The sequence below is a fragment of the Leclercia barmai genome, from assembly GCF_049312895.1.
Lineage (GTDB): Bacteria > Pseudomonadota > Gammaproteobacteria > Enterobacterales > Enterobacteriaceae > Enterobacter > Enterobacter barmai.
Genome location: NZ_JBMNWZ010000001.1, coordinates 1 through 23930, shown reverse-complemented (window position 1 = coordinate 23930; position 23930 = coordinate 1). Strand labels below are relative to the sequence as shown.

Annotated in this window: 23 protein-coding genes, 1 tRNA gene and 1 pseudogene; 8 read left to right on the top strand and 17 right to left on the bottom strand. The window is 55.0% G+C overall.

Translation table 11 applies throughout. The annotated features are described in order from the left end of the window. Window positions 1–67: 67 nt before the first annotated feature. Window positions 68–1126: a DNA polymerase IV gene (dinB, locus tag ACOYA6_RS00125; RefSeq protein ID WP_422653786.1), complete on the bottom strand. Its 1059-nt coding sequence runs from the start codon at window positions 1124–1126 to the stop codon at window positions 68–70. A 159-nt stretch (window positions 1127–1285) separates the two neighbouring features. Between dinB and ACOYA6_RS00120 the strand changes: the two genes are divergently transcribed. Beyond that, window positions 1286–2131, top strand: coding sequence for a glycerophosphodiester phosphodiesterase family protein (locus ACOYA6_RS00120; protein WP_039032091.1), 846 nt, complete (start codon window positions 1286–1288; stop codon window positions 2129–2131). A 33-nt stretch (window positions 2132–2164) separates the two neighbouring features. Here the strand turns inward: ACOYA6_RS00120 and nqrM are convergent, their stop codons facing one another. The 7 genes from nqrM to ACOYA6_RS00085 are packed head-to-tail and all read right to left on the bottom strand — an operon-like array spanning window position 2165 to window position 8221. Further along, window positions 2165–2380, bottom strand: coding sequence for a (Na+)-NQR maturation NqrM (gene nqrM / locus ACOYA6_RS00115; RefSeq protein ID WP_039032090.1), 216 nt, complete (start codon window positions 2378–2380; stop codon window positions 2165–2167). After that, on the bottom strand, window positions 2380–3603 hold the full coding sequence (gene nqrF / locus ACOYA6_RS00110; protein WP_039032089.1) for an NADH:ubiquinone reductase (Na(+)-transporting) subunit F: 1224 nt from the start codon (window positions 3601–3603) through the stop codon (window positions 2380–2382). Before nqrF ends, nqrM begins: the two co-directional genes overlap by 1 nt. Window positions 3604–3614: 11 nt before the next feature. Further along, window positions 3615–4211, bottom strand: a complete 597-nt coding sequence (nqrE, locus tag ACOYA6_RS00105; RefSeq protein WP_039032088.1) for an NADH:ubiquinone reductase (Na(+)-transporting) subunit E — start codon at window positions 4209–4211, stop codon at window positions 3615–3617. 6 nt (window positions 4212–4217) lie between these two features. Then, window positions 4218–4856: an NADH:ubiquinone reductase (Na(+)-transporting) subunit D gene (locus ACOYA6_RS00100; protein WP_032616678.1), complete on the bottom strand. Its 639-nt coding sequence runs from the start codon at window positions 4854–4856 to the stop codon at window positions 4218–4220. Continuing rightward, entirely contained in the window at window positions 4849–5643 is a 795-nt protein-coding gene (locus tag ACOYA6_RS00095; RefSeq protein WP_422653785.1) for a Na(+)-translocating NADH-quinone reductase subunit C, read from the bottom strand. Before ACOYA6_RS00095 ends, ACOYA6_RS00100 begins: the two co-directional genes overlap by 8 nt. After that, on the bottom strand, window positions 5636–6874 hold the full coding sequence (locus tag ACOYA6_RS00090) for an NADH:ubiquinone reductase (Na(+)-transporting) subunit B (protein ID WP_039032086.1): 1239 nt from the start codon (window positions 6872–6874) through the stop codon (window positions 5636–5638). Before ACOYA6_RS00090 ends, ACOYA6_RS00095 begins: the two co-directional genes overlap by 8 nt. Window positions 6875–6877: 3 nt before the next feature. Continuing rightward, window positions 6878–8221, bottom strand: coding sequence for a Na(+)-translocating NADH-quinone reductase subunit A (locus ACOYA6_RS00085; protein WP_422653784.1), 1344 nt, complete (start codon window positions 8219–8221; stop codon window positions 6878–6880). Window positions 8222–8645: 424 nt separating this feature from the next. Here ACOYA6_RS00085 and dpaA point away from each other — a divergent pair, with 424 nt between their 5' ends. After that, the gene (gene dpaA / locus ACOYA6_RS00080; protein ID WP_039032084.1) at window positions 8646–9386 is read left to right on the top strand and encodes a peptidoglycan meso-diaminopimelic acid protein amidase; all 741 of its coding nucleotides are present in this window, start codon (window positions 8646–8648) and stop codon (window positions 9384–9386) included. On the opposite strand, the gene ACOYA6_RS00075 is transcribed toward dpaA, so the two are convergent. Continuing rightward, window positions 9357–10124, bottom strand: coding sequence for a class II glutamine amidotransferase (locus ACOYA6_RS00075; RefSeq protein ID WP_039032083.1), 768 nt, complete (start codon window positions 10122–10124; stop codon window positions 9357–9359). The genes dpaA and ACOYA6_RS00075 overlap by 30 nt on opposite strands. Before the next feature lie 45 nt (window positions 10125–10169). Beyond that, window positions 10170–10748: a D-sedoheptulose 7-phosphate isomerase gene (lpcA, locus tag ACOYA6_RS00070; RefSeq protein WP_039032082.1), complete on the bottom strand. Its 579-nt coding sequence runs from the start codon at window positions 10746–10748 to the stop codon at window positions 10170–10172. A 238-nt stretch (window positions 10749–10986) separates the two neighbouring features. Between lpcA and fadE the strand changes: the two genes are divergently transcribed. Both fadE and ACOYA6_RS00060 read left to right on the top strand, forming a co-directional pair. Further along, on the top strand, window positions 10987–13431 hold the full coding sequence (gene fadE, locus ACOYA6_RS00065) for an acyl-CoA dehydrogenase FadE (RefSeq protein ID WP_422653783.1): 2445 nt from the start codon (window positions 10987–10989) through the stop codon (window positions 13429–13431). Window positions 13432–13540: 109 nt separating this feature from the next. After that, window positions 13541–14311 (top strand): amidohydrolase, encoded by a 771-nt coding sequence (locus ACOYA6_RS00060; protein ID WP_039032080.1) that lies wholly within the window; start codon window positions 13541–13543, stop codon window positions 14309–14311. Between the two features lie 97 nt (window positions 14312–14408). Here ACOYA6_RS00060 and ACOYA6_RS00055 read toward each other — a convergent pair. Together ACOYA6_RS00055 and dnaQ are read right to left on the bottom strand one after the other, a co-directional pair. Further along, window positions 14409–14485, bottom strand: a tRNA-Asp gene (locus ACOYA6_RS00055). Between the two features lie 130 nt (window positions 14486–14615). Next, a complete protein-coding gene (gene dnaQ, locus ACOYA6_RS00050) occupies window positions 14616–15359 on the bottom strand; it encodes a DNA polymerase III subunit epsilon (RefSeq protein WP_138370696.1) in 744 nt (247 codons plus the stop codon). A gap of 145 nt (window positions 15360–15504) precedes the next feature. On the opposite strand from dnaQ, the gene rnhA reads away from it, so the two are divergent. Beyond that, window positions 15505–15972, top strand: a complete 468-nt coding sequence (rnhA, locus tag ACOYA6_RS00045; RefSeq protein ID WP_039032078.1) for a ribonuclease HI — start codon at window positions 15505–15507, stop codon at window positions 15970–15972. Here the strand turns inward: rnhA and ACOYA6_RS00040 are convergent, their stop codons facing one another. After that, complete coding sequence (locus ACOYA6_RS00040; protein ID WP_039032077.1) at window positions 15973–16689, bottom strand: class I SAM-dependent methyltransferase; 717 nt, start codon at window positions 16687–16689, stop codon at window positions 15973–15975. Between the two features lie 32 nt (window positions 16690–16721). Here ACOYA6_RS00040 and gloB point away from each other — a divergent pair, with 32 nt between their 5' ends. Both gloB and mltD read left to right on the top strand, forming a co-directional pair. Continuing rightward, window positions 16722–17477 carry a hydroxyacylglutathione hydrolase gene (gloB, locus tag ACOYA6_RS00035; protein WP_422653782.1) on the top strand — a complete coding sequence of 252 codons (756 nt, stop codon included), beginning with the start codon at window positions 16722–16724 and terminating at the stop codon, window positions 17475–17477. Between the two features lie 71 nt (window positions 17478–17548). Then, window positions 17549–18916: a murein transglycosylase D gene (mltD, locus tag ACOYA6_RS00030; RefSeq protein WP_422653781.1), complete on the top strand. Its 1368-nt coding sequence runs from the start codon at window positions 17549–17551 to the stop codon at window positions 18914–18916. 53 nt (window positions 18917–18969) lie between these two features. Here mltD and ACOYA6_RS00025 read toward each other — a convergent pair whose 3' ends face one another. The 3 genes from ACOYA6_RS00025 to ACOYA6_RS00015 form a co-directional block, all read right to left on the bottom strand. Then, on the bottom strand, window positions 18970–19740 hold the full coding sequence (locus tag ACOYA6_RS00025) for a class I SAM-dependent methyltransferase (RefSeq protein WP_039032115.1): 771 nt from the start codon (window positions 19738–19740) through the stop codon (window positions 18970–18972). A 76-nt stretch (window positions 19741–19816) separates the two neighbouring features. After that, window positions 19817–20617 carry an endonuclease/exonuclease/phosphatase family protein gene (locus ACOYA6_RS00020; protein WP_039032074.1) on the bottom strand — a complete coding sequence of 267 codons (801 nt, stop codon included), beginning with the start codon at window positions 20615–20617 and terminating at the stop codon, window positions 19817–19819. Window positions 20618–20756: 139 nt separating this feature from the next. After that, entirely contained in the window at window positions 20757–21932 is a 1176-nt protein-coding gene (locus ACOYA6_RS00015) for an MFS transporter (protein WP_039032073.1), read from the bottom strand. Between the two features lie 104 nt (window positions 21933–22036). Between ACOYA6_RS00015 and yafC the strand changes: the two are divergent. Then, a pseudogene (gene yafC / locus ACOYA6_RS00010) lies at window positions 22037–22968 on the top strand (DNA-binding transcriptional regulator YafC). A 1-nt stretch (window position 22969) separates the two neighbouring features. On the opposite strand, the gene dkgB reads toward yafC, so the two are convergent. Further along, entirely contained in the window at window positions 22970–23773 is an 804-nt protein-coding gene (dkgB, locus tag ACOYA6_RS00005) for a 2,5-didehydrogluconate reductase DkgB (RefSeq protein WP_039032071.1), read from the bottom strand. Window positions 23774–23930: the final 157 nt, after the last annotated feature.

Here is a 23930-nt window from a genome sequence, read left to right as displayed (position 1 = left end):
TACTGACAGTGCCATACGGATTAATGCCCTTTGTAGGCCCGGTAAGCGTTAGCGCCACCGGGCTTTTTTACAGCCCCAGCACCAGCTGTCGTTCCAGCTGCGGATCCAGCAGCGTGACGTGTAATCCCACCAGCCGAACCCCGCGCCCTGCCCGACGCTCTTCCCAGGTTTTCTTCGCGGTCGCAATCAGATCCTCTCTGTTGAGACGCGGCCAGACGTGTTCCTGCGTGGTTTGCTGAAAGTCGTTAAACTTCAGCTTCACTCCCTGGCGGGCGATCAGCAGATCCGGTTTGACCTTCGTAAGCCGCCGCTCCAGTTCAGGATAAAGCTGTTCAACAATGATGGCTTCGCAGGCGGCCCACTCGTGGATATCCTCGGCCAGCGTCCGTTCCACACCAACCGATTTACGCAGCCGCTCGCTGTTAACGTTGCGCTCGTCAATGCCCTGGCTGCGCTCCCACAGCACGCGGCCAAACTTACCAAAGCGCTTGAGCAGCATCGCCAGATCGCTTTTTTGCACATCTTCGCAGGTGCGCAGCCCCATGCTCTCCAGCCGGGAGGCGGAGACTTTACCCACGCCCGGGATCTTGCCGAGCGGCAGCGTTTTGATAAACGCCGGAACCTCGTCAGGGGTGATCACATACTGGCCGTCGGGCTTATTGAGGTCCGAGGCGATTTTGGCGAGAAACTTTACCGGCGCGACGCCCGCCGAAGCAGTGAGCTGCAGTTCATTGAAAATCGTCTGGCGGATCTCCTGAGCCATCAGCGTGGCGGAGCCGTGACAGTGCAGGCTGTCGGTGACGTCCAGATAGGCTTCGTCCAGCGACAGGGGTTCAATCAGGGAGGTGTAGCGGGAAAAGATTTCACGGATATGGTTGGAGGCCTCTTTGTAGGCATCGAAGCGCCCCGGCAAGAGGGTGAGATGCGGGCAAAGTTTCAGTGCCATCGCAGTGGGCATAGCGCTGCGCACGCCAAACTTGCGCGCCGGATAGTTAGCTGTACTGATCACGCCACGCCGTTCGCGACTGCCGCCAATGGCAATGGGGATATCCCGCAGCGCCGGGTTGTCCCGCATCTCCACCGCAGCAAAAAAACAGTCCATATCGACATGGATGATTTTGCGCATCGTCTTCACCATACCTGTAATTACATCCAGTATAACAAAGTACAAAAAATGCATCAGCAGTTTTACTGTCTCAATTCTGTCACTAAATCGTGGTACAAGATCCCGTCAATAAATCGTTAAAATTCATTAAGTTAAAATATTTTAAATGGAAAATTATTCATGAAAAAGATGATTATTGCTTCACTGCTGATCGCCACTCACGCCTGGGCGGACCCACAGATTATCGCCCACCGTGGTGGAACCGCAGACGCACCAGAGAATACCCTTCCGGCGATCGCGCTGGCGCTGGAAAACCACGCTCAGGCTATCTGGATTACCGTACAGCTCAGCCGTGACGGCGTGCCTGTCCTGTATCGTCCCAGCGATTTAAGTGCGTTAACCACGGCGCAGGGAAAAGTGTCCCGGTATACCCAGGCGGAACTCGCGACATTTAATGCAGGCGCGAAATGGAAAGAGAATGTCGCCGGCGCCACAATCCCGACGCTGAAAGCCGTGCTTGAACGCTGGCCTGAGACTCCGTTCTACATTGATATCAAATCCCCTGATGCAGATCCGGCAGAAATGGGCAAACAGCTGCTTACCGTGCTGAAAGAGACCAACAGCCTGAAACGCGTGCGCGTGTACTCAACGGAAGATCGCTATCTGGATGCTCTGCCAGTCGAAATTCCACGCTTTGTCTCCCGGAGTGAAACCCGTACCCGGCTGGCAAATATCTCGCTGAACCACGTGTGCCAGACGCCAGCAAAGAAAATGGAGGCGTACTGGTACGGGCTGGAGCTGAACCGCAAGGTGGAAGTGGTGGAAAAGTTCACCCTTGGCGAGGGTGTTTCTCCGGCAACCCTGACCTGGGATAAAGAGGCGATGGACTGTTTCCGCTCTCAGGGTAATGGACACATTATCCTGCTGGGAGTGAATTCCGCAGAGGATTACCAGAAAGCAAAAGCCCTGGGAGCAGACGGCGTGATGGTCGATTCTCCCGCTCAGGCGCGAGAGTGGCTGAAGTAAAAAAATCAGGCCGCTATTTGCGGCCTGTTTATTTCAGAGGATCCTGTTTTGCTGGCGCTGTGCCTCTCGCTCCATGCGCTTTTTGCGCGCGTCGCACGGCTCAGGACAATCGCAGACTTTCTCCATCCCCAGGGAGGAGATGCCGCCGCAGCTGCCCTGAATGCTTTTGCGCTTAATCAGCCAGCCGAGGGACATGCCAAATATCACCAGCACGAAGATGGCAAAGGTCAGCACGAAGGTCATCATCATCAGCCTCCAAAATCATCCAGCATGATGTTCTCATCTTCCACGCCCAGATCCTGCAGCATTTTAATGACTGCGGCGTTCATCATTGGCGGACCACACATGTAGAACTCGCAGTCTTCCGGTGCGGCGTGGTGCTTCAGATAGTTTTCATACAGGACGTTATGAATGAAGCCGGTATAGCCGGTCCAGTTGTCTTCCGGCTGCGGATCGGAAAGCGCAATGTGGAAGCTAAAGTTCGGGTTATCCCGCGCCAGCTGCTCAAACTCCTCCTGATAGAACATCTCGCGCAGGGAGCGGGCGCCGTACCAGAAGCTGATTTTACGCTGGCTGCCGAGACGCTTAAGCTGGTCGAAAATGTGCGAGCGCATCGGCGCCATTCCGGCTCCGCCGCCGATAAAGACCATTTCGGCGTCGGTCTCTTTGGCAAAGAACTCACCAAACGGCCCGGAGATGGTGACTTTATCCCCCGCTTTCAGCGACCAGATATAGGAAGACATGATCCCCGGTGGTGCATCCGGCACGCCTGGCGGCGGCGTAGCGATACGCACGTTAAGCATAATGATGCCCTTCTCTTCCGGGTAGTTAGCCATGGAGTAGGCGCGAAGCGTCGGCTCTTTGACCTCAGAGACAAAGCGGAACAGGTTGAATCTGTCCCAGTCGCCGCGGTACTGCTCAGGCACATCAAAATCTTTATAGGCGACAGTATGTTCCGGGCACTCGATCTGAATGTAGCCGCCCGCACGGAACGGCACGTCTTCGCCATCGGGCACGCGCAGCTTCAGCTCTTTAATGAAGGTGGCTTTGTTATCGTTGGAGATAACCTCGCACTCCCACTTCTTCACGCCGAAGATCTCCTCCGGCAGTTCGATCTTCATGTTCTGGCGCACCGCCACCTGGCACGCCAGACGACAGCCCTCTTTCGCCTCACGCTTGCTGATGTGCGACAGCTCGGTCGGCAGGATATCGCCACCGCCCTCTTTAACAGTGACCCGGCATTGTCCGCACGAGCCGCCGCCGCCACAGGCAGAGGAGATAAAAATGCCGTTGCCAGAGAGCGTGTTCAGCAGTTTGTCGCCCGCAGGCGTCCGGATCTGCTTGTCTGCCTCATCGTTAATCTCAATGATCACATCGCCGGAATTGACCAGCTTTGATCGCGCTACCAGAATCAGCCCCGAGAGCACCAGCACGATCAGCGTGAACATCACCACGCCAAGAATAATTTCCATAAAATTTGCCCTTACAGCTGCACACCGGAGAAGGACATAAAGCCCAGCGCCATCAGACCGGTGGTGATAAAGGTGATCCCTAAGCCGCGCAACCCGGCCGGCACGTTGGCATACTTCATTTTTTCGCGCAGACCCGCCATCGCCACGATAGCCAGCATCCAGCCAATACCGGAGCCGAAGCCGTACACCACCGACTCGGTAAAGTTATAATCACGCTGCACCATGAACGACACGCCACCGAAGATGGCGCAGTTCACCGCAATCAGCGGCAGGAAGATGCCCAGCGCGGTATACAGGGACGGGAAGTACTTATCGAGGATCATCTCGAGGATCTGCACCAGCGCCGCAATCACCCCAATGAAGGTAATGAAGTTGAGAAAGCTCAGATCAACGCCCTCAACCAGCGCGCTGTCGCGCAGCACCAGATTAAAGACCAGGTTGTTGATCGGCACCGCCAGACCCAGCACTACCGTAACGGCAACGCCCAGGCCAAAGGCCGTCGACACCTTTTTCGACACCGCGAGGAAGGTACACATCCCGAGGAAAAACGCGAGCGCCATGTTTTCGACAAACACCGCGCGCACAAACAGACTAATGTAATGAGCCATTGTCGGTTACTCCTTTTCCTGCTGTTCAGGACGCCAGGTTCTCACCGCCCAGATCAGCAAACCGATAATGAAGAACGCGCTGGGCGCCAGCAGGAACAAGCCGTTTGGCAGATACCAGCCACCGTTCTGTACGGTGTCCAGCACGGTGATACCAAACAGTTTGCCGCTGCCGATAAGCTCGCGCAGGAAACCGACCGTCAGCAGGATCACGCCATAGCCAAGACCGTTGCCGATACCGTCCATAAAGCTGGCCAGCGGCGGCATTTTCATCGCATAGGCTTCTGCACGCCCCATCACGATGCAGTTGGTGATGATCAGGCCCACAAAGACCGACAGCTGTTTTGAGGTTTCATAGGCAAACGCCCGCAGCAGCTGATCCACCACGATCACCAGCGAAGCGATGATCGCCATCTGCACGATAATGCGCACGCTGTTCGGGATATGGTGGCGGATCATCGAGATAAACATGCTGGAAAACGCCGTCACCAGCGTCACCGCCAGGGTCATCACCACCGCGGTTTCCAGTTTTGTCGTGACCGCCAGCGCCGAACAGACACCCAGCACCTGCAGGGTAATCGGGTTATTGGCGATGAGCGGCCCGATAAGAACCCGTTTAACTTCTTTCAGTTCGCCCGCATCAGCCATTGTTCAGCTCTCCATCACGTACCTTCTTAAGAAAAGGACCAAAACCCATCTCGCCCATCCAGAAATCAAAGCTGTGCTGCACGCCGTTTGAGGTCAGCGTGGCGCCCGACAGGCCGTCGACAGCGTACTCATCACCCTGACGCGCTCCACCTTTCACCACTTTCAGCGCTGGCTGTCCGTTGTCATCCAGCACTTTTTTGCCGATAAACTGCGCGCGCCAGGCCGGGTTTTCCACTTCACCGCCCAGCCCCGGGGTTTCGCCCTGATCGTAGTAGGTGATGCCCTTAACGGTGCGGCCATCGGTATTCAGGGCCACAAAGGCATACATCATCGACCACAGGCCGTTGCCGTAGATCGGCAGGACCAGCTCCTGAACGCGCTGTTGTTCATCGCGCACCAGATAGATCTCCGCCGTATTGCTGCGGCGTTTGATACCTGCCGGATCCTGGCTGGCATCCAGTTCGGTGCTGCGCTGCGGATCTTTCAGGGCCTGAGCCTGGTTATAGCCAGACGGGTCGGTCTCGAGCAGTTCGCCGGTATTGAGATCCACCAGACGCGGCGTGATGCGTGAGGCAAAGGTCTGCGCCACGTCTTCGGCACTCATTTCACCGTTCATCAGCCCCGCTACGGCCAGGATGTTTCTTTGTTTATCGAGGGCGCGTTGCTCTTGCTGACGGGACTTAAGTCCCACCGCAGATCCTGCCACCACAATGGAGCAGACCAGGCAAAGCACCACCACCACCATCAGCGTCTTGCCGATGCTGTCATTATTTTTCATCTCAGCCACGCGCCTTCCTCCGCTTGATGTTGGCACGCACCACCAGGTAATCGAACAGCGGCGCAAACAGGTTGGCGAACAGGATCGCCAGCATCATCCCTTCCGGATAGGCCGGGTTAACGACACGGATCAGCACGCACATCGCGCCAATCAGCGCCCCGTAATACCATTTTCCTTTATTGGTAAAGGACGCCGAAACCGGGTCGGTAGCCATAAACATCATGCCGAAGGCGAAACCGCCCAGCACCAGATGCCAGTACCACGGCATGGCAAACATTGGATTCGTCGCCGAGCCAATCAGGTTAAACAGCGTTGCGGTGAGGATCATGCCGAGCATGACGCCCGCCACGATGCGCCAGGAGGCGACGCGGCCAAACAGAATGATGGCCCCGCCAATCAGGATCATCAACGTGGAGACTTCACCTATTGAGCCTGGAATGTTGCCGATAAAGGCATCGAACCAGCTGACCGGCTGTCCGGTGGCGTTATTGACCAGCGCTTCCCCGCCGCGGGCAGCCCACTGGGACAGAGGCGTCGCGCCGGAAAAACCGTCCGCGGCCGTCCAGACCAGATCGCCGGAGATTTGCGCCGGGTAAGCAAAGAACAGGAACGCGCGTCCGGCGAGAGCCGGGTTAAGGAAGTTGCGCCCGGTTCCACCGAAGATCTCCTTCGCAATCACCACGCCAAAGCTGATCCCCATCGCCGCCTGCCACAGCGGTAACGTCGGCGGCACAATCAGGGCGAACAAAATCGAGGTAACAAAGAAGCCTTCGTTGATCTCGTGCTTGCGCACGATGGCGAACAGCACTTCCCAGAAGCCGCCGACCAGAAATACCGTCATGTAGATGGGCAGGAAGTAGACTGCCCCCAGCGTCATCATGCTGATCCAACCGGCATCCGCAGCAAAGCTGACGCCCAGCATCTGCGCCACCCGGTAGTGCCAGTCACCCGCGATGATCTGCTGCAGCTGCTGTGCATCATAAAGATGGTTCAGCGCCGGAATGGTTTGCAGCCCGACGTTGTACATGCCCCAGAACATTGCCGGGAACACGGCGAACCAGACGAGGATCATCATGCGCTTGAGGTCAATGGCATCACGCACGTGCGCGGCGCCTTTAGTGACCTGCCCTGGCGTATAGAGGAGCGTCGCCGTCGCTTCAAACAGCGGGTAGTACTTTTCCAGCTTGCCGCCGTGGGTAAAGTGCGGCTCTATTTTTTCAATGAGATGTTTCAGGCCCATCAGTTATCCTTCCTGCTCAATGCGGGTTAACACCTCGCGCAATACGGGTCCGTATTCGTATTTTCCGGGGCAAACGTAGGTGCAGAGCGCCAGGTCTTCTTCATCCAGCTCCAGGCAGCCCAGCGCCTGTGCGCTATCGGTATCACCCGCCAGCAGATCGCGCAGCAGCATGGTCGGCAGAATATCGAGAGGCATCACCCGCTCGTAGTTGCCGATAGGCACCATCGCCCGCTCGCCACCGTTGGTATCCGTTGAGAAGTTAAACAGCTTGTTGCGCAGGAAATGGCCCAGCGTCGTGCGGGTCACGGAGAACTTCTCTTTGCCCGGCATCACCCAGCCAAACAGCTCTTTCTCACGCCCCTCTTTCACCACGCTGACCTGTAAATGGAAGCGCCCGAGATATGCCTGGGTGCCCACCGCATGCCTGCCGCTCAGCACAGAGCCCGAAATATGACGGTTTTCGCCCTCAAGGGTTTCGTCCACCAGCAGCTCGTTGATGTCGGCGCCCATACAGGTGCGCACCAGACGCGGATTGCGCATCTGCGGGCCGCCCAGGGCGACCACCCTTTCGGTACAAAGCTGGCCGGTGGTGAACAGCTTGCCGATGGCGATAGCGTCCTGGTAGTTCAGATGCCACACCTGTTTGGTCAGGCTGACCGCCTCCAGGAAATGGATGTGGGTGCCTGGAAGGCCTGCCGGATGCGGCCCGGCAAAGGTGTTGAAGGTCACTTGCCCCTGCGAATGCCCGCCCAGTTTGCCGCCGCTCGCCTGGCAGACATGCACCTTGCCCTCCGTCAGGCGCGTAAGCACGGTCAGCCCGGCATCAAAAGCCTGACGCTCGGCCAGAATGATGGGCTGTGGGTCGGCGCTGAGCGGGTTGGTGTCTATGGCGGTGACAAAGATAGCCGCCGGGACGGTGTCGGGCACCGGGGTTTTGCTGAAGGGGCGGGTACGAAATGCCGTCCACAGCCCCGATTCCAGCAGTTGCGACTGTACGGCCTGGCGGGTGAGCGTGGCGAGATCCGAAGATTCGTGGCGGGTAAACTCGCGCTCACCCTCCCCTTCAATCCGGATCACCACCGATTGCAATATCCGGCGCTCGCCACGGTTGATGGCGACCACCGTCCCGCTGGCGGGCGCAGTAAAGAGGACCCCAGGATTTTTTTTATCCTCGAATAACGCCTGCCCCTTGATGACGCTGTCGCCTTCCTGAACCAGCATAGTGGGACGCATGCCCACGTAATCATCCCCCAGAATCGCAACGTGGCGGGGCGGCGCGCAGGGAGAAATCTGCTGTTCTGGAATGCCGGAAATCGGCAAATCAAGTCCTTTTCTGATTCTAATCATAGTGTTAATTGATATCCATGAATAACCGTTCCGGCCAGCAAGCCGGACAAGTCAGAAGTCGTTGCACAGGAAAAGAAAGGTGGCGAGAAGTCGCTGATGTGACCAGCAGGATCGCGGATGATCCTGAAAAAGCTCCCTTTCTTGACCTTCGGTCGTAAGACGCGCGCAGTGTACCATTTTCCACCATCATGAGGCAGAGATAACGCAGCGGCGGGTGCTAAAATGCGACCGATTACGCAAAGTTCTCAATGCCAGCGGAGTCAATCCAGGTTATAAGGTAAAACTATTTTGTAAACCCACGCGCCGACGCTTGCGAAAAAATGCAGTGGTGCTAATGTGAGCGCTCCTAATACAGATAATTCTGAGTTCGGGTCTCTTTTGCCGTCCTGGCAAGTTGGTTAGGTTTTATCAAGGAACATGTAGTATGCGTAAAATCGCATTGTTCATTGCGATGCTTCTTATTCCGTGCGTTTCGTTTGCCGGGCTGCTCAGCAGCAACAGCTCAACAACGCCGATTAGCAAAGAATATAAACAGCAGTTGATGGGCTCTCCGGTCTATATCCAGATCTATAAGGAAGAGCGCACGTTAGACCTGTTCGTGAAGATGGGTGAGACGTATCAGCTGCTCGACAGCTATAAAATCTGTAACTACTCCGGCGGCCTCGGCCCGAAACAGCGTCAGGGCGATTTCAAAAGCCCGGAGGGGTTCTACAGCGTTCAGCGTAGCCAGCTAAAACCCGACAGCCGCTTCTATAAAGCCATCAACATTGGTTTCCCGAATGCCTTTGACCGTGCGCATGGCTATGACGGGAAATACCTGATGATCCACGGTGCCTGCGTGTCGGTGGGTTGCTACGCGATGACGGACAGCGGTATTGATGAGATCTTCCAGTTTGTGACCGGCGCGCTGGTGTTTGGCCAGTCTGCCGTGCAGGTGAGCATCTATCCGTTCCGCATGACCGATGCCAATATGCAGCGTCATAAGAGCTCATACTACGCCGATTTCTGGAAACAGCTGAAGCCGGGTTATGACTACTTCCAGCAGACGCATAAGCCGCCGACCGTTTCGGTGGTGGATGGACGTTACGTGGTCAGCAAGCCGCTGAGCCACGAGGTCGTCCAGCCACAGCTGGCGTCAAACTACTCTCTCCCCGAGACAAAATAAGATCCACTCGCCTGGCATGATTTTTTGCCAGGCTTCATTGCCCGTCAGCGGCTGAGTAGCGATAACCGTGACCACATCGTTGGGTGTGGTTTCGGTCTGAAAATCAATTTCCACATCCTGATCCAGCAGTTTTGCCACACCAAAGGGCGCCCGCCGGGTGATCCAGAACAGGTTCGTCGAGCAGAACGCCATCACATAACGCCCGTCCGACAGCAGCATATTAAAGACACCTTTCTCCCGCAGCTCCGCCGCCAGCGAGGCGATGTATTTAAAGACCGCGGTCATGTTGCCCGGCGTGCGCGGATAGCGTTCGGTCAGCTTGTGTAGCAGCCAGCAGAAGGCCTTTTCGCTGTCGGTTTCCCCCACCGGACGGAAGTTGCCCGTCTCCAGTGATTTATAACCGCTCAGCTGGCCGTTATGGGCGTAGGTCCAGTTGCGTCCCCACAGCTCGCGGGTAAACGGGTGGGTGTTTTCCAGCGCCACTTCACCCCGGTTGGCCTGGCGAATATGCGCCACCACCGAGCAGGATTTAATGGGATAGTCCTGCACCAGTCTGGCAATGGGGGAGTTGAAGCTGGGTTGTGGATCCTTGAACGTGCGACAGCCTTTTCCTTCGTAGAAGGTAATACCCCAGCCGTCTTTATGCGGCCCGGTTCCTCCACCGCGCTGCACCAGCCCGGTGAAACTAAAGCAGATATCGGTTGGCACATTGGCGCTCATCCCGAGCAGTTCGCACATACATCACCTCCACAACAGCGGGGGCATATTGCCCCCAGCGAAGTCTTACTTAACCATCTCTTTTTCGATCAGTTGAATCAGGATATGAATCACTTTGATGTGAATTTCCTGAACACGGTCAGCGTAACCGAAATGCGGCACGCGGATTTCGATATCCGCAGAACCGGCCATTTTGCCGCCGTCTTTACCGGTCAGGGTGATCACTTTCATCCCTTTTTCACGTGCGGCTTCGATCGCTTTGATCACGTTGGCGGAGTTGCCTGAGGTGGAAATCCCCAGCAGAACATCCCCTTCACGGCCCACGGCTTCGACATAACGCGAAAAGATGTGATCGTAACCGAAGTCATTGCCCACGCAGGAGATGTGGCTGACGTCAGAGATCGCAATCGCCGGGTAGCCCGGACGGTTTTCGCGATAACGGCCGGTCAGCTCTTCGGCAAAGTGCATGGCATCGCAATGCGAACCGCCATTGCCGCAGGAGAGGACTTTACCGCCCGCTTTGAAGCTGTCGGCCAGCAGGACCGCCGCGCGCTGAATAGCGTGGATATTGGCTTCATCTTTCAGAAAGTTGGCCAGCGTTTCCGCCGCTTCGTTCAGTTCGTTACGAATAAGATCCTGGTACATGAGGATAATCCTTCAGTATTGATGAAATAACAGAGCAAGTTTACCGGATAGCGGTAAAAGCGAGAAGCTAAAGCCGCGCGAATCGTCGGGCGTTTTGCTTTTTTGTGCCGGGTAAAACCTGAACAATGTGAACCAGGTTGTAATTATTTTGTGAATGCATTGCTAAAAGAAATAACATCCACTACAACCATATCATCACAAGTGGTCAGACCTCCTACAAGACAGGGAGCAATTCTTTATGATGATTTTAAGTATTCTCTTAACCGTTGTTCTGCTCGGGGTGTTGTTCTATCACCGGGTCAGCTTAATTCTGAGCAGCCTTATCTTACTGGCCTGGACCGCTGCGCTGGGCGTAACCGGCATCTGGAACACCTGGGTGCTGGTTCCGCTGGCGATTATTCTGGTGCCGTTCAACGTCACTTCCATGCGTAAATCGCTGATTTCTGCACCGGTATTCCGTGGCTTCCGCAAAGTGATGCCGCCGATGTCGCGTACCGAAAAAGAGGCGATTGACGCGGGCACCACCTGGTGGGAAGGCGAGCTGTTCCAGGGCAACCCAGACTGGAAAAAGCTGCATAACTACCCGCAGCCGCGCCTTACTGCTGAAGAACAGGCGTTTATTGACGGCCCGGTTGAAGAAGCCTGCCGCATAGCGAATGACTTCCAGATCACCCATGAGATGGCCGATCTGCCGCCGGAACTGTGGGCATTTTTAAAAGAGCATCGCTTCTTCGCGATGATCATCAAGAAAGAGTACGGCGGGCTGGAGTTCTCTGCTTACGCCCAGGCTCGCGTGCTGCAAAAACTGTCTGGCGTCTCCGGGATCCTGGCGATCACCGTCGGCGTGCCTAACTCCTTAGGCCCGGGTGAACTGCTGCAACATTACGGTACCGAAGAGCAAAAAAATCACTACCTGCCGCGTCTGGCGCGTGGCCTCGAGATCCCTTGCTTTGCACTCACCAGCCCGGAAGCGGGTTCCGATGCGGGCGCTATTCCGGATACCGGCGTGGTCTGCATGGGCGAGTGGCAGGGCGAGCAGGTTCTGGGTATGCGTCTGACCTGGAACAAGCGTTACATTACGCTGGCACCCATTGCCACCGTGCTGGGCCTGGCGTTTAAACTCTCTGACCCGGACAAACTGTTAGGCGGCGAAGAGGATCTGGGCATCACCTGTGCGCTGATCCCAACCAGCACCCCTGGCGTTGAGATTGGTCGTCGTCACTTCCCGCTGAATGTGCCGTTCCAGAACGGCCCTACCCGCGGTCAGGATATCTTTGTGCCGATTGATTACATCATCGGTGGCCCGAAAATGGCCGGTCAGGGCTGGCGCATGCTGGTGGAATGTCTGTCCGTTGGCCGCGGCATTACCCTGCCGTCGAACTCCACGGGCGGTCTGAAATCGGTAGCAATGGGGATTGGCGCTTACGCTCACATCCGCCGTCAGTTCAGAATCTCTATCGGTAAGATGGAAGGGATCGAGGAGCCGCTGGCCCGTATCGCAGGCAACGCCTACGTGATGGATGCCGCCGCTTCCTTAATTACCTACGGCATCATGCTGGGCGAAAAACCGGCCGTGCTGTCTGCTATCGTGAAGTACCACTGTACCCACCGTGCACAGCAGTCCATCATCGATGCGATGGATATTGCCGGCGGTAAAGGCATTATGCTGGGTGAAGGCAACTTCCTGGCGCGTGGCTATCAGGGCGCACCGATTGCCATCACCGTTGAAGGGGCGAACATTCTGACCCGCAGCATGATGATCTTCGGCCAGGGCGCAATCCGCTGCCATCCCTACGTGCTCGAAGAGATGGCTGCCGCCCAGAACAACGATGTTGATGCCTTCGATAAGCTGCTGTTTAAACATATCGGTCACGTCGGCAGCAACAAAATGCGCAGCCTGTGGCTGGGTCTGACCCGCGGCCTGACCAGCGCCACGCCAACCGGCGATGCGACCCGTCGTTACTACCAGCATCTGAACCGTCTGAGTGCCAACCTTGCGCTGCTCTCTGACGTGTCGATGGCGGTACTGGGCGGTAGCCTGAAGCGTCGGGAGCGTATTTCTGCCCGTCTGGGTGATGTGCTGAGCCAGATCTTCCTCGCCTCGGCAGTGCTGAAGCGATATGACGATGAAGGCCGTCATGAAGCGGATCTGCCGCTGGTGCACTGGGGCGTGCAGGATGCGCTGTATCAGGCGGAACAGGCTATCGACGATCTGCTGGTGAACTTCCCGAACCGCTTTGTGGCGGGCGCCCTGCGCGTGGTGATCTTCCCGACCGGCCGTCACTATCTGGCACCGTCCGATAAGCTGGATCATAAAGTTGCGAAGATCCTGCAGGTTCCGAGCGCCACCCGCTCACGTATCGGCCGCGGTCAGTATCTGGCCCCGACCGAGCATAACCCGGTCGGTCTGCTGGAAGAGGCGCTGCTGGACGTGATGGCTGCCGATCCGATTCATCAGAAGATCTGCAAACAGCTGGGTAAAAACCTGCCGTTCACCCGTCTGAACGAACTGGCTAAAGAAGCCCTGGCGGGCGGCATCATTACTAAAGATGAAGCAGACCTGCTGATCAAAGCGGAAGAGAGCCGTCTGCGCAGTATTAACGTTGATGATTTTGACGCTGAAGAGCTGGCGACGCAGCCGGTAAAGCTGAAAGAGATAGTGCGTAAACCTGAAGCCGCATAACCCGTTTCAGTGGACAAAACCCCGCCTGGTGCGGGGTTTTTTATTGCCACCCGTTTCTGTGATTGTCGTGCTACAGTGTCAAAATGGGGTTATTCGAGGAGTCTTAACTGTGCCTGGTTTGAAGATTACGCTTTTGCAACAACCGCTGGTGTGGATGGATGGTCCGGCCAACCTGCGCCATTTTGATCGTCAACTGGAAGAGATCGCCGGACGCGACGTCATTATCCTGCCGGAAATGTTCACCACCGGGTTTGCCATGGAAGCGGCTAAACAGTCCCTGCCACAGGACGAGCTGATCGCCTGGATGCAGGCCAGAGCGCAGCAAACCCAGGCATTAATTGCTGGCAGCGCCGCGCTGCAGACCGAGCGCGGGCCGGTTAACCGTTTTCTGCTGGTAGAGCCCGAAGGCAAGGTGCATTTCTACGACAAGCGCCACCTGTTCCGCATGGCGGACGAGCACCAGCATTACGAAGCGGGTAACGAGCGCGTCGTATTTGAGTGGCGCGGCTGGCGCATCCTGCCGTTGGTCTGTTACGACCTGCGCTTCCCGGTGTGGTCGCGTAACCGTAACGATTATGATCTGGCCCTGTATGTCGCTAACTGGCCTGCCCCACGCTCGCTGCACTGGCAGGCGCTGCTGACGGCACGGGCGATTGAAAACCAGGCCTATGTCGCTGGCTGCAACCGGGTGGGTACCGACGGCAATGGTCATCACTACCGTGGCGACAGCCGGGTGATTAGTCCGCAGGGCGAGATTATTGCCTCCGCTGAGCCGCATCACGCCACACGTATTGATGCCGAGCTGTCGCTGACCGCGTTGCGAGAGTACCGGGAGAAGTTTCCTGCCTGGCAGGATGCCGATCCGTTCAGTATCGGTTAACTGTGTGCCGGGTGGCCTGGAGGTTGCCCGGCAAATTTTACCCGGCGAATAAAATGAGAAAGGCCTGAGTCATTGCTGACTCAGGCCTTCTGAATAGTGGCGGAACGGACGGGACTCGAACCCGCGACCCCCTGCGTGACAGGCAGGTATTCTAACCGACTGAACTACCGCTCCGCTGTGTTCCCTTGGGAACGAGGCAGATATTACGGTTTGCCCTCGATCCCGTCAATGCTTTTTCTCAGCTTTTGAATCGTTTGCTGCAAAAACGATCCGAACGGTCATTTTACCAGCGTTTCAGCCACTTTTATCCGCGCCAGAGGCAGCTTCCGCCCTTCTTCTGCACCAGATCGAGACGGGATTCATGCGCCATTAACTCCTCATCGCTGGCAAGTATGACGCGCAGCGCACTGGACTGACGAATAACGCGCTGAATTTCGCTTTCGCCGGACTGCTGCTGTGCATCGCTATCGGAACTAAATGCCAGGGCGGTCTGGCCGCCCGTCATGATCAGATAGACGTCTGCCAGGATCTGGGCATCGAGCAGTGCCCCGTGTAGCGTTCGTTTGCTGTTGTCTATTTCATAGCGTGAGCACAATGCATCAAGGCTGTTCCGCTTGCCGGGGAACATCTTCCTTGCCATCGCCAGGCTATCGGTGACCTTGCAGAAGGTGTCTGTCTTCGGCAGGCCTCGGTTGAGCTTGCTGAATTCATAATCCATAAAGCCGATATCGAACGAGGCATTATGAATGACCAGCTCGCCGCCTTTGATGTAGTCGATGAATTCATCGGCGACGTCAGCAAAGGTGGGTTTATCCAGCAGAAATTCATCGGCAATCCCGTGAACCCCAAAGGCTTCCGGGTCCACCAGCCGGTCTGGCTTCAGGTAAACGTGAAAGTTATTGCCGGTAAGACGGCGGTTAACCACCTCCACCGCACCGATCTCAATGATCTTATGCCCTTCATAGTGGGCACCGATCTGGTTCATACCGGTGGTTTCGGTATCGAGGACAATGATCCTGTCGGCGTTATGTGTGTCTGCAATACTCATTCTGTCAGCCTGTTCGTTTTAACGACGACATTGTAAACAACCTGACCAGGCGTTCAAAGGCTAATTCACAGGGACTTTATTTTGCAGTGCTGATGGCGACCATTTATGTCAGACTTACCGTTTTGATTACAGGATGTCTGCCAGGATGCGTAAACAGGTAGAGATTTACACCGACGGATCGTGCCTCGGCAACCCGGGGCCGGGCGGCTACGGTGCGATTTTGCGTTATCGTGAACACGAAAAAACCTTCAACGAAGGTTTTCGCCTGACGACCAACAACCGTATGGAGTTGATGGCCGCGATTGTGGCTCTCGAGGCGCTGAAAGAGCACTGTGATATCGTGCTGAGCACCGACAGCCAGTATGTACGCCAGGGGATCACCCAGTGGATCCATAACTGGAAAAAACGCGGCTGGAAAACCGCGGATAAAAAACCGGTGAAGAATGTCGATCTCTGGCAACGCCTGGATGCGGCGCTTAGCCAGCATAAAATCCAGTGGGAATGGGTGAAAGGCCACGCCGGACATCCTGAAAACGAACGTTGCGACGAACTGGCGCGCGCTGCCGCAATGAATCCTCAGCATGAGGATGTAGGATACAAACCGGAAGCCTGATCAGGGCTTTCGGTACTGTCGCGTGGCGCCGACGGCGGCACGCAACCGCGTTTTTGCCTTGCTTTGCTTCATGGGATTTAGCGTCAGAGGGATCGTTCTCTTACGTGCCACAATCAGTTGCATACAGCCCAGCGCCGGAAAATGGGTGCTGAGCATCTTCCCACCCTGCCGCGTCCAGGGTATCACCTGAAAACCGCTCTGGTACATCACCTCATAATTGAGCAGCGAGAGCCAGTCCAGTTGGCGCATCAGGGTAAACATGCGGCTGTTATACGGCGGGGTGCGGCGCAGCACCGGCACCAGCTTTCGGAGCCCCATCAGGCTCATCGGGTTAAATCCGCTGATCACGAGCCAGCCGTCGTCAATCAGCACCCGATCGGCTTCCCGCAGCAACCGGTGCGGATCATCGCACCAGGGCAGCGAATGCGCCAGCAGGCAGGCATCAACGGATTTCTCAGCAAACGGCAGCTGTAACGGGTTGGCCTTCACCTGAACGGGCTCACCGCCCAGAGAAACATTGACCTGATGCGAAATCGCGCAGCTTTCAGAGTTGATTTCCGCGCTCAGATTGCCAATCTTAAGCAGGTGAAAACCATACATTTTCGCAAACCATGGCTTAAGCTGCTGCTCAAGCGCTTCACGATAGTATTCACCCCAGGGCAACTCGGCCCAGTGTTTCGGTGCGGTAACAATCTGAGGTATCCTTGCCGGTTTCATCAAAACACCCGCCACGCTATGAGAGGTAATGTATGAATCTTAACAGTATTTCTGCTTTTCAGGACAATTACATCTGGGTTTTGAGCAATGATGATGGTCGTTGTGTGATTGTCGATCCTGGCGAGGCTGAGCCGGTGTTGAAAGCCATTGAGCAAAACCAGTGGCAGCCGGAAGCGATTTTGCTGACGCACCACCATCATGACCACGTTGGCGGCGTGGCGGCTATCTGCGCAAAATTTCCGCATCTTGTGGTATACGGTCCCGCAGAGACACAAAATAAGGGAACAACGCGCGTAGTCAAAGATGGCGAAAAGATCCTCATTCTTGGGTTGGAATTTTCTGTAATTGCCACACCTGGTCACACTTCCGGACATATTTCGTACTTCAGTTTTCCTTATCTTTTCTGTGGGGACACAATGTTCTCTGGCGGCTGCGGAAGGCTGTTCGAAGGCACGCCATCCCAGATGTATCAGTCCTTTAAGAAAATTGACGCCCTGCCCGAAGATACTCTGATTTGTTGCGCACATGAATACACTTTAGCGAATATGAAGTTTGCGATGCACATCCTGCCAGAGGATACAGCGATTCAGGAATATTATCGCAAAGTGAATGAGTTACGCGCAAAAAACCAAAAAACACTCCCCGTAACTCTGAAAAATGAACGTAAAATTAATTTATTTCTCAGAACAGATGATATTGATTTAGTTAAAAAAATTAAAGAAGAAACAAATATGTTACAACCTGAGGATTGTTTTGCATGGTTAAGGTCAAAGAAAGATGACTTCTGACAATTGCGGGTTGCCTTTTTAATTATTCGTCGTTATCATCGCTCGTCTTTTAAGCAACTATTGACACACACATGAAGGCAAAAGCGATATTACTCGCCTCTGTCCTGCTTGTGGGTTGCCAGGCGTCTCAGAACACTGGCAACGTACAACAGCACGCACAGAGCCTTTCTGCAGCTGGTCAAGGGGAAGCAGGGAAGTTTACAAGTCAATCGCGATGGGCAGACGATGGGACGTCTTTCGCACAGGATCAAGACTTGTGGGTCTCTATTGGCGACGAGCTAAAGATGGGAATTCCGGAAAACAGCCGGATTCGCGAACAGAAACAGAAGTATTTAAGCAATAAGAGCTATCTCCACGATGTAACTTTACGGGCAGAGCCGTATATGTACTGGATAGCAGGGCAAGTTAAGAAACGTAACATGCCCATGGAACTGGTACTACTACCCATAGTGGAGAGCGCTTTTGACCCGCACGCAACGTCTGGCGCCAAGGCCGCAGGTCTTTGGCAGATCATACCGAGCACAGGGCGAAATTATGGTTTAAAACAGACCCGCAACTACGATGCGCGTCGTGATGTAGTCGCTTCGACGACTGCCGCTCTCGACATGATGCAACGTCTGAACAAGATGTTCGACGGTGACTGGCTGCTGACGGTCGCTGCTTATAATAGCGGTGAGGGTCGTGTACTGAAGGCAATGAAAGCGAATAAAGCACGGGGTAAACCTACCGACTTTTGGTCGCTTCCACTGCCACGGGAAACCAAATTATACGTACCTAAAATGCTGGCTTTGAGTGAAATATTCAAAAACAGCAAACAGTACGGCGTGCAGTTGCCGACCTCAGACGAAAGTCGTGCGCTGGCGAGAGTGCGTATCAACAACCCTGTTGAACTGAGACAGGTTGCGGATATGGCAGGTATCTCGGTGACCAAACTGAAAGCCTTCAACGCAGGTGTTAAAGGCTCTACGCTTGGTAACAGCGGACCGAAGTACGTTCTGGTGCCGCAGAAACACGCTGAACAGTTACGGGTATCTCTGGCGGCGGGTGAAATTGAAGCGGTTCAGTCTACGCTGATTGCGGATAACACACTGCTTAACAGCCGTAGCTATCAGGTACGTACAGGCGATACGCTTTCAGGCATCGCATCACGTCTCGGCGTGAGCACTAAAGATCTGCAGCAGTGGAACAAGCTGCGCGGCTCTAGCCTTAAAGTGGGCCAGAACCTGACGATTGGCGCAGGTAACAGCGCGCAGCGTCTCGCCAATAACAGCGATAGCATTACCTATCGCGTACAAAAAGGTGATTCGCTTTCCAGTATTGCTAAGCGTCATGGCGTGAACATCAAAGATGTGATGCGCTGGAACAGCGATACGGACAATCTGCAGCCTGGCGACCGGATAACGTTGTTTGTGAAAAATAACGCCACCCCGGACTCCTGATTTCAGAGACCAGCTGTGAAAAAGGCACCGATTCCCCTCGGTGCCTTTTTTGTTTATCCCGCCTTTTGGGCTTCCACCAGAATGGTATCGCTGGTAAACGAGCCCTCTTCCTGCAGCTCAAAGTAGGCTTTGACCTCGGCAGAGGCGCTATCCTGATACAGGCGAATCGCCTGACTCAGAGCCTCTGGGGTGCGCATACGGGCGATCCACGAAGAAAACTCCAGCGTCAACCGGTCAGTCTGCAACGATCGCGAGATCAGCCCCGCCTCGGTTAACATGGACAACCACTCGCCGCTGGAATAGTTGCGGACATGCGAGGTATCCCGCAGCGCTTCCACCGTCTGTAACCAGATATCACGTACCGGGTGGCCCGGCGACATGATATCCATGATGATAACCAGACCACCCGGCTTCAGTACCCTTTTAACCTCGCGCAACGCCTGGCCGACATCATGCCAGTGGTGCGCCGAATAGCGGCTAATCACAATATCAAACGTTTGATCGTCAAAGGGTAAGGATTCCGCATAGCCCTGACGGGTGGTGATATTACTTAATCCCTTCTCACTGGCCGCGGCTGATACCACCTCCAGCATCTGGCTGGACAAGTCGTATGCGGTCACATGCGCCACCTGCTGCGCCGCCACGAAGCTGGCATGACCCGCCCCGCAGCCTAAATCAAGGACGCTGGCCTCAGGAAAATCGGCCAGACGTTCAGCCAGCCGCTGCAAATCGCGCCCGGATGCGTGCACCGCGCTCGTCAGATAGGCCTTAGCCTGGGAGCCAAACTGTTTTTCTACGTTGTCATGATGGGACTGTGTTGTCATTTTGCTGTCCTTCGGTTGATGAAAAATAAAGGGCAGCACCCGCGCAGGCCTGCCCCACGGCAGACCTGACGCACCTCTATCTCTCAGGTTTGCCGGGACTGAATTCAACTAGTAGCGGATTGTGATCGGACGCGCGAGTCACCAGCACAGAGGCTTCGCTCACGTTCAAACCACGATAGAAGACAAAATCGAGGGGGCGACCAAAGGCCTTGCGCCGCTGGTCATCGGTAAAGCGTACTTCGCGCAGCGACATCTCACGCGCAAAGCGATACAGCGCATTCATTCGCGGGCGGCTCCAGGCATTGAAATCACCGGCCATCACCACCGGGCCGCTGTGATGCGCAATCTGATCGCCAATAGGCAGCAACTGCTTACTGTACACATCCACGCCGAGACTGAAGTTGACCGCGTGGATATTCACCACCATCAGCAGACGGGTATCCGGCAGCGGATAGACGGTGACGAGGGCGGATTTCGCCAGGCGCAGAAGCGGTTCGCGTTCGCGCAATGGGCAGCAATAAACGGGATGCGCAGCAGAAAGCGTCATTACTCCTGATGGATGCTGGGGTAAGACAAACGCTGGAACCTGGTCGGCAGCGAGATAGTTGGTGGTTGCAAACCTGACCAGTTCAGGCGTGGTTTGCGCCTCCTGCAACAGCACCAGATGAGCATCTTTGCCAAAATTCTGCAGGACAGATAACCATTCAGCACGTTGCTGTTTGAAGATATTCCATACCAGCACGCGAATTTTTTCGTCGCTGCTTAAAGGCGCCCCCGCAGGTAATGCCTGGCCAATGCTCGCAAACGACCCCGGAGGTAAGATCCTCTCCGCGGGTTGTCCGGCAACATAACGCATGGCATAGGTATTTTTTCGCACGGTGTGAAACGACCTCTATCAACAAGAACCCGTCCAGAATCAGGAGCGGGTTCTAATGTTATAGGGTTTTCAGCTCACACTTTCAACGCAATTACTAAGAAACTCCTGAGTAGTTTTGTCAGTAAGTACTTACATTAAGCTATCCCAGAGCGACGCGAGCAGGCTTATCCAGGCGGCCACTAAGACCAATCAACAGAAATGCCACGAGAACAATGACCGCCCCAATCCACGGTGTTTGCGACAGACCGAAATGCTCAACCGTCTGCCCACCGATAATCGAACCCAGCGCGATACCGACGTTAAACGCGGCGATATTCAAACCGGAGGCCACATCCACAGCGTTGGGCGTATACAGCTCGGCTTTCTGCACAACGTACACCTGGAGACCCGGTACGTTGCCGAAGGCGAAGATCCCCATCACCAGTACCGTCGCCAGCGCGGCATACTGCATGGAGGCGGTAAACTGGAAGACCAAAAGCAGCACAACCAGGGCGGCAAAGATAATTTTAAGGGCCGGGACTGCACCATGCTTATCCGCCAGCTTGCCACCCCAGATATTGCCAATCGCCACCGAAACACCATAGCCCAGCAGGATCCAGCTGACGGCGCTCGGTGAGAACCCGGCCAGGTCCTGCATCATGGGTGCCAGGAAGGTAAACGCGGTAAAGACCCCGCCGTAACCCAATGCCGTAATAGCATAGATCATCAGCAAACGAGGATGTGTCAGTACCTTCAGTTGATCGCGCAACGTCGCTGCCGCACGCCCCGGAATATTGGACGGGATCAGTACCAGACTGCTAATCAGCGCAATCACGCCCAGCAGTGAGACCGCAAGAAAAGTTTCGCGCCAGCCAAAATGCTGCCCAATAAAGGTGCCTAGCGGAACCCCTGTGACCAGCGCGACGGTTAAACCACCAAACATAATGGCGATGGCGGAGGCGGCCTTCTCTTTCGGCACCAGACTTGTGGCAATTGTTGAGCCGATAGAGAAGAAGACGCCATGAGCAAGACCCGTCAGCAGGCGGGCAATGACCAGCGTCGTATAATCCGGTGCCTGCCAGGCAAGAATGTTGCCCGCGGTGAACAGCACCATCAATGCCATCAGCAGCTGCTTACGCGGTAGACGGCCTGTAAGCGCGGTCAGCACCGGCGCGCCGATTGCCACGCCAAGAGCATAGATAGAAACCAGTAGACCCGCTGAAGGCAGCGAGATAGCAAGTTGGTCAGCAATCGTTGGAACCAGACCTACAATAACAAATTCAGTCGTGCCGATTGCAAAGGCACTGATCGTCAGGGCAAGTAGCGCCAGAGGCATAAAAAACTCCGTCTCATCAGGATTAAGATGACACGAAGTATGCGCCAGTGTTTAAATAACAAAAATGCTCAAAGTATCAATAAAATTTTGCGGATAAAGCAACAATGAAAGCAACCTCTGAGGAGCTGGCGATATTCGTCGCCGTCGTTGAGAGCGGCAGTTTTAGCCGTGCGGCTGAACAGCTGGGACAGGCCAATTCTGCCGTCAGCCGCTCGGTCAAAAAGCTGGAGATGAAGCTGGGCGTCAGCCTGCTGAACCGGACAACCCGCCAGCTCAGCCTGACAGAAGAAGGTGAACGCTATTTCCGGCGCGTACAGTCCATCCTGCAGGAGATGGCCGCCGCCGAAACAGAGATCATGGAAACGCGCAGCACACCGCGAGGACTATTACGTATCGATGCAGCGACCCCCGTTGTGCTGCATTTCCTGATGCCTCTTATTAAGCCTTTCCGCGAACGTTATCCGGAAATGACGCTCTCACTGGTCTCCTCAGAAACCTTTATCAATCTGATCGAGCGCAAGGTGGATGTCGCGATCCGCGCCGGGACATTAACGGATTCCAGTCTGCGGGCTCGTCCTCTGTTTACCAGCTATCGCAAAATTATCGCCTCTCCGGACTATATTGCCCGCTTCGGCAAGCCTGAGACGATTGATGAGCTGAAGCAGCATCTGTGCCTAGGCTTCACGGAGCCGGTATCGCTAAATACCTGGCCCGTTGCCTGCCACGATGGCCAGCTGCATGAAGTGGTCTGCGGTTTATCATCGAACAGCGGCGAGACGCTCAAACAGTTATGCCTGGAAGGAAATGGGATTGCTTGCCTGTCGGATTATATGATTGATAAAGAGATCGCGCGGGGTGAATTAGTCGAGCTGATGGCGGATAAGCGCCTGCCGGTTCAGATGCCCTTCAGCGCGGTCTATTACAGCGACAGAGCGGTGAGTACCCGGATCCGGGCCTTTATTGATTTTCTGAGCGAGCATGTAAAACAGCTCCCGAAGGAGCTGTAAGAGGGTTTGGAGTACAGAGGGTGGGTTAACTTAATCCCAGTTCGGTGCCAGGCCTTCCGGGCTAACCAGACGATCGTTGCAATTGAGCTCAGCGATCGCTTTTTTGTCATCCTGATCCAGCTTCAGATCCCGCGCCAGCAGGTTGCTCGCCAGGTTTTCACGTTTAGTTGAAGACGGGATCACCGCATAACCTTCGCCCATCGCCCATGCCAGAATCACCTGTGCTGCGGTTGCATTATGCTTAGCAGCAATGCGCAGAATGGTTTCATCTTTCAGCGCCTTGCCGTAAGCCAGCGTCATGTAAGAGGTAATATGGATGCTGTGCTGCTTCGCCCACTCCACCACCTGACGGTTTTGCAGATAAGGTGAAAGTTCGATCTGATTGGTGGCGATATTTTCTGCGCCAACGGCGGCAATCGCTCTTTCCATCAATGGGATAGTGAAGTTGGAGATACCAATTTCACGCGTCAGCCCCTGGGCTTTGGCTTCCAGTAATGCCTGCATAAATTCTTCAACGGAGACGGCATCGTTCGGTGATGGCCAGTGGATCAGCGTCAGATCAACATACTCCGTACGCAGTTTCTTCAGGCTCTCTTTTAGACTTGGGATTAATTTCTCTTTACTGAGGTTCTCAGTCCAGATCTTGGTCGTGATAAAAAGTTCGTCACGCGATACACCGCTTTCTGCGATGGCCTGACCGACAGCTGCTTCGTTGCCGTAGATCTGGGCGGTATCTACCGCGCGATAGCCCAGCTCCAGGGCTGTTTTAACGGATGCGATAACAACGTCGTCTTTCAGGCGGAAAGTGCCAAGACCGAATGCAGGGATAGTCATGAATTCCTCTTTTCTTCATCATGTTTGTTAATGAAGAGGATTATCGCTATCGGTGCTATGTGAAAAAAGAGCGTATTAAGCAGAGGATTTTTGCGTTAGAAGCAATAATCAAACGACAGGCAAGAAAAAAGCCCTGAGCGTTAGCTCAGGGCTTCTT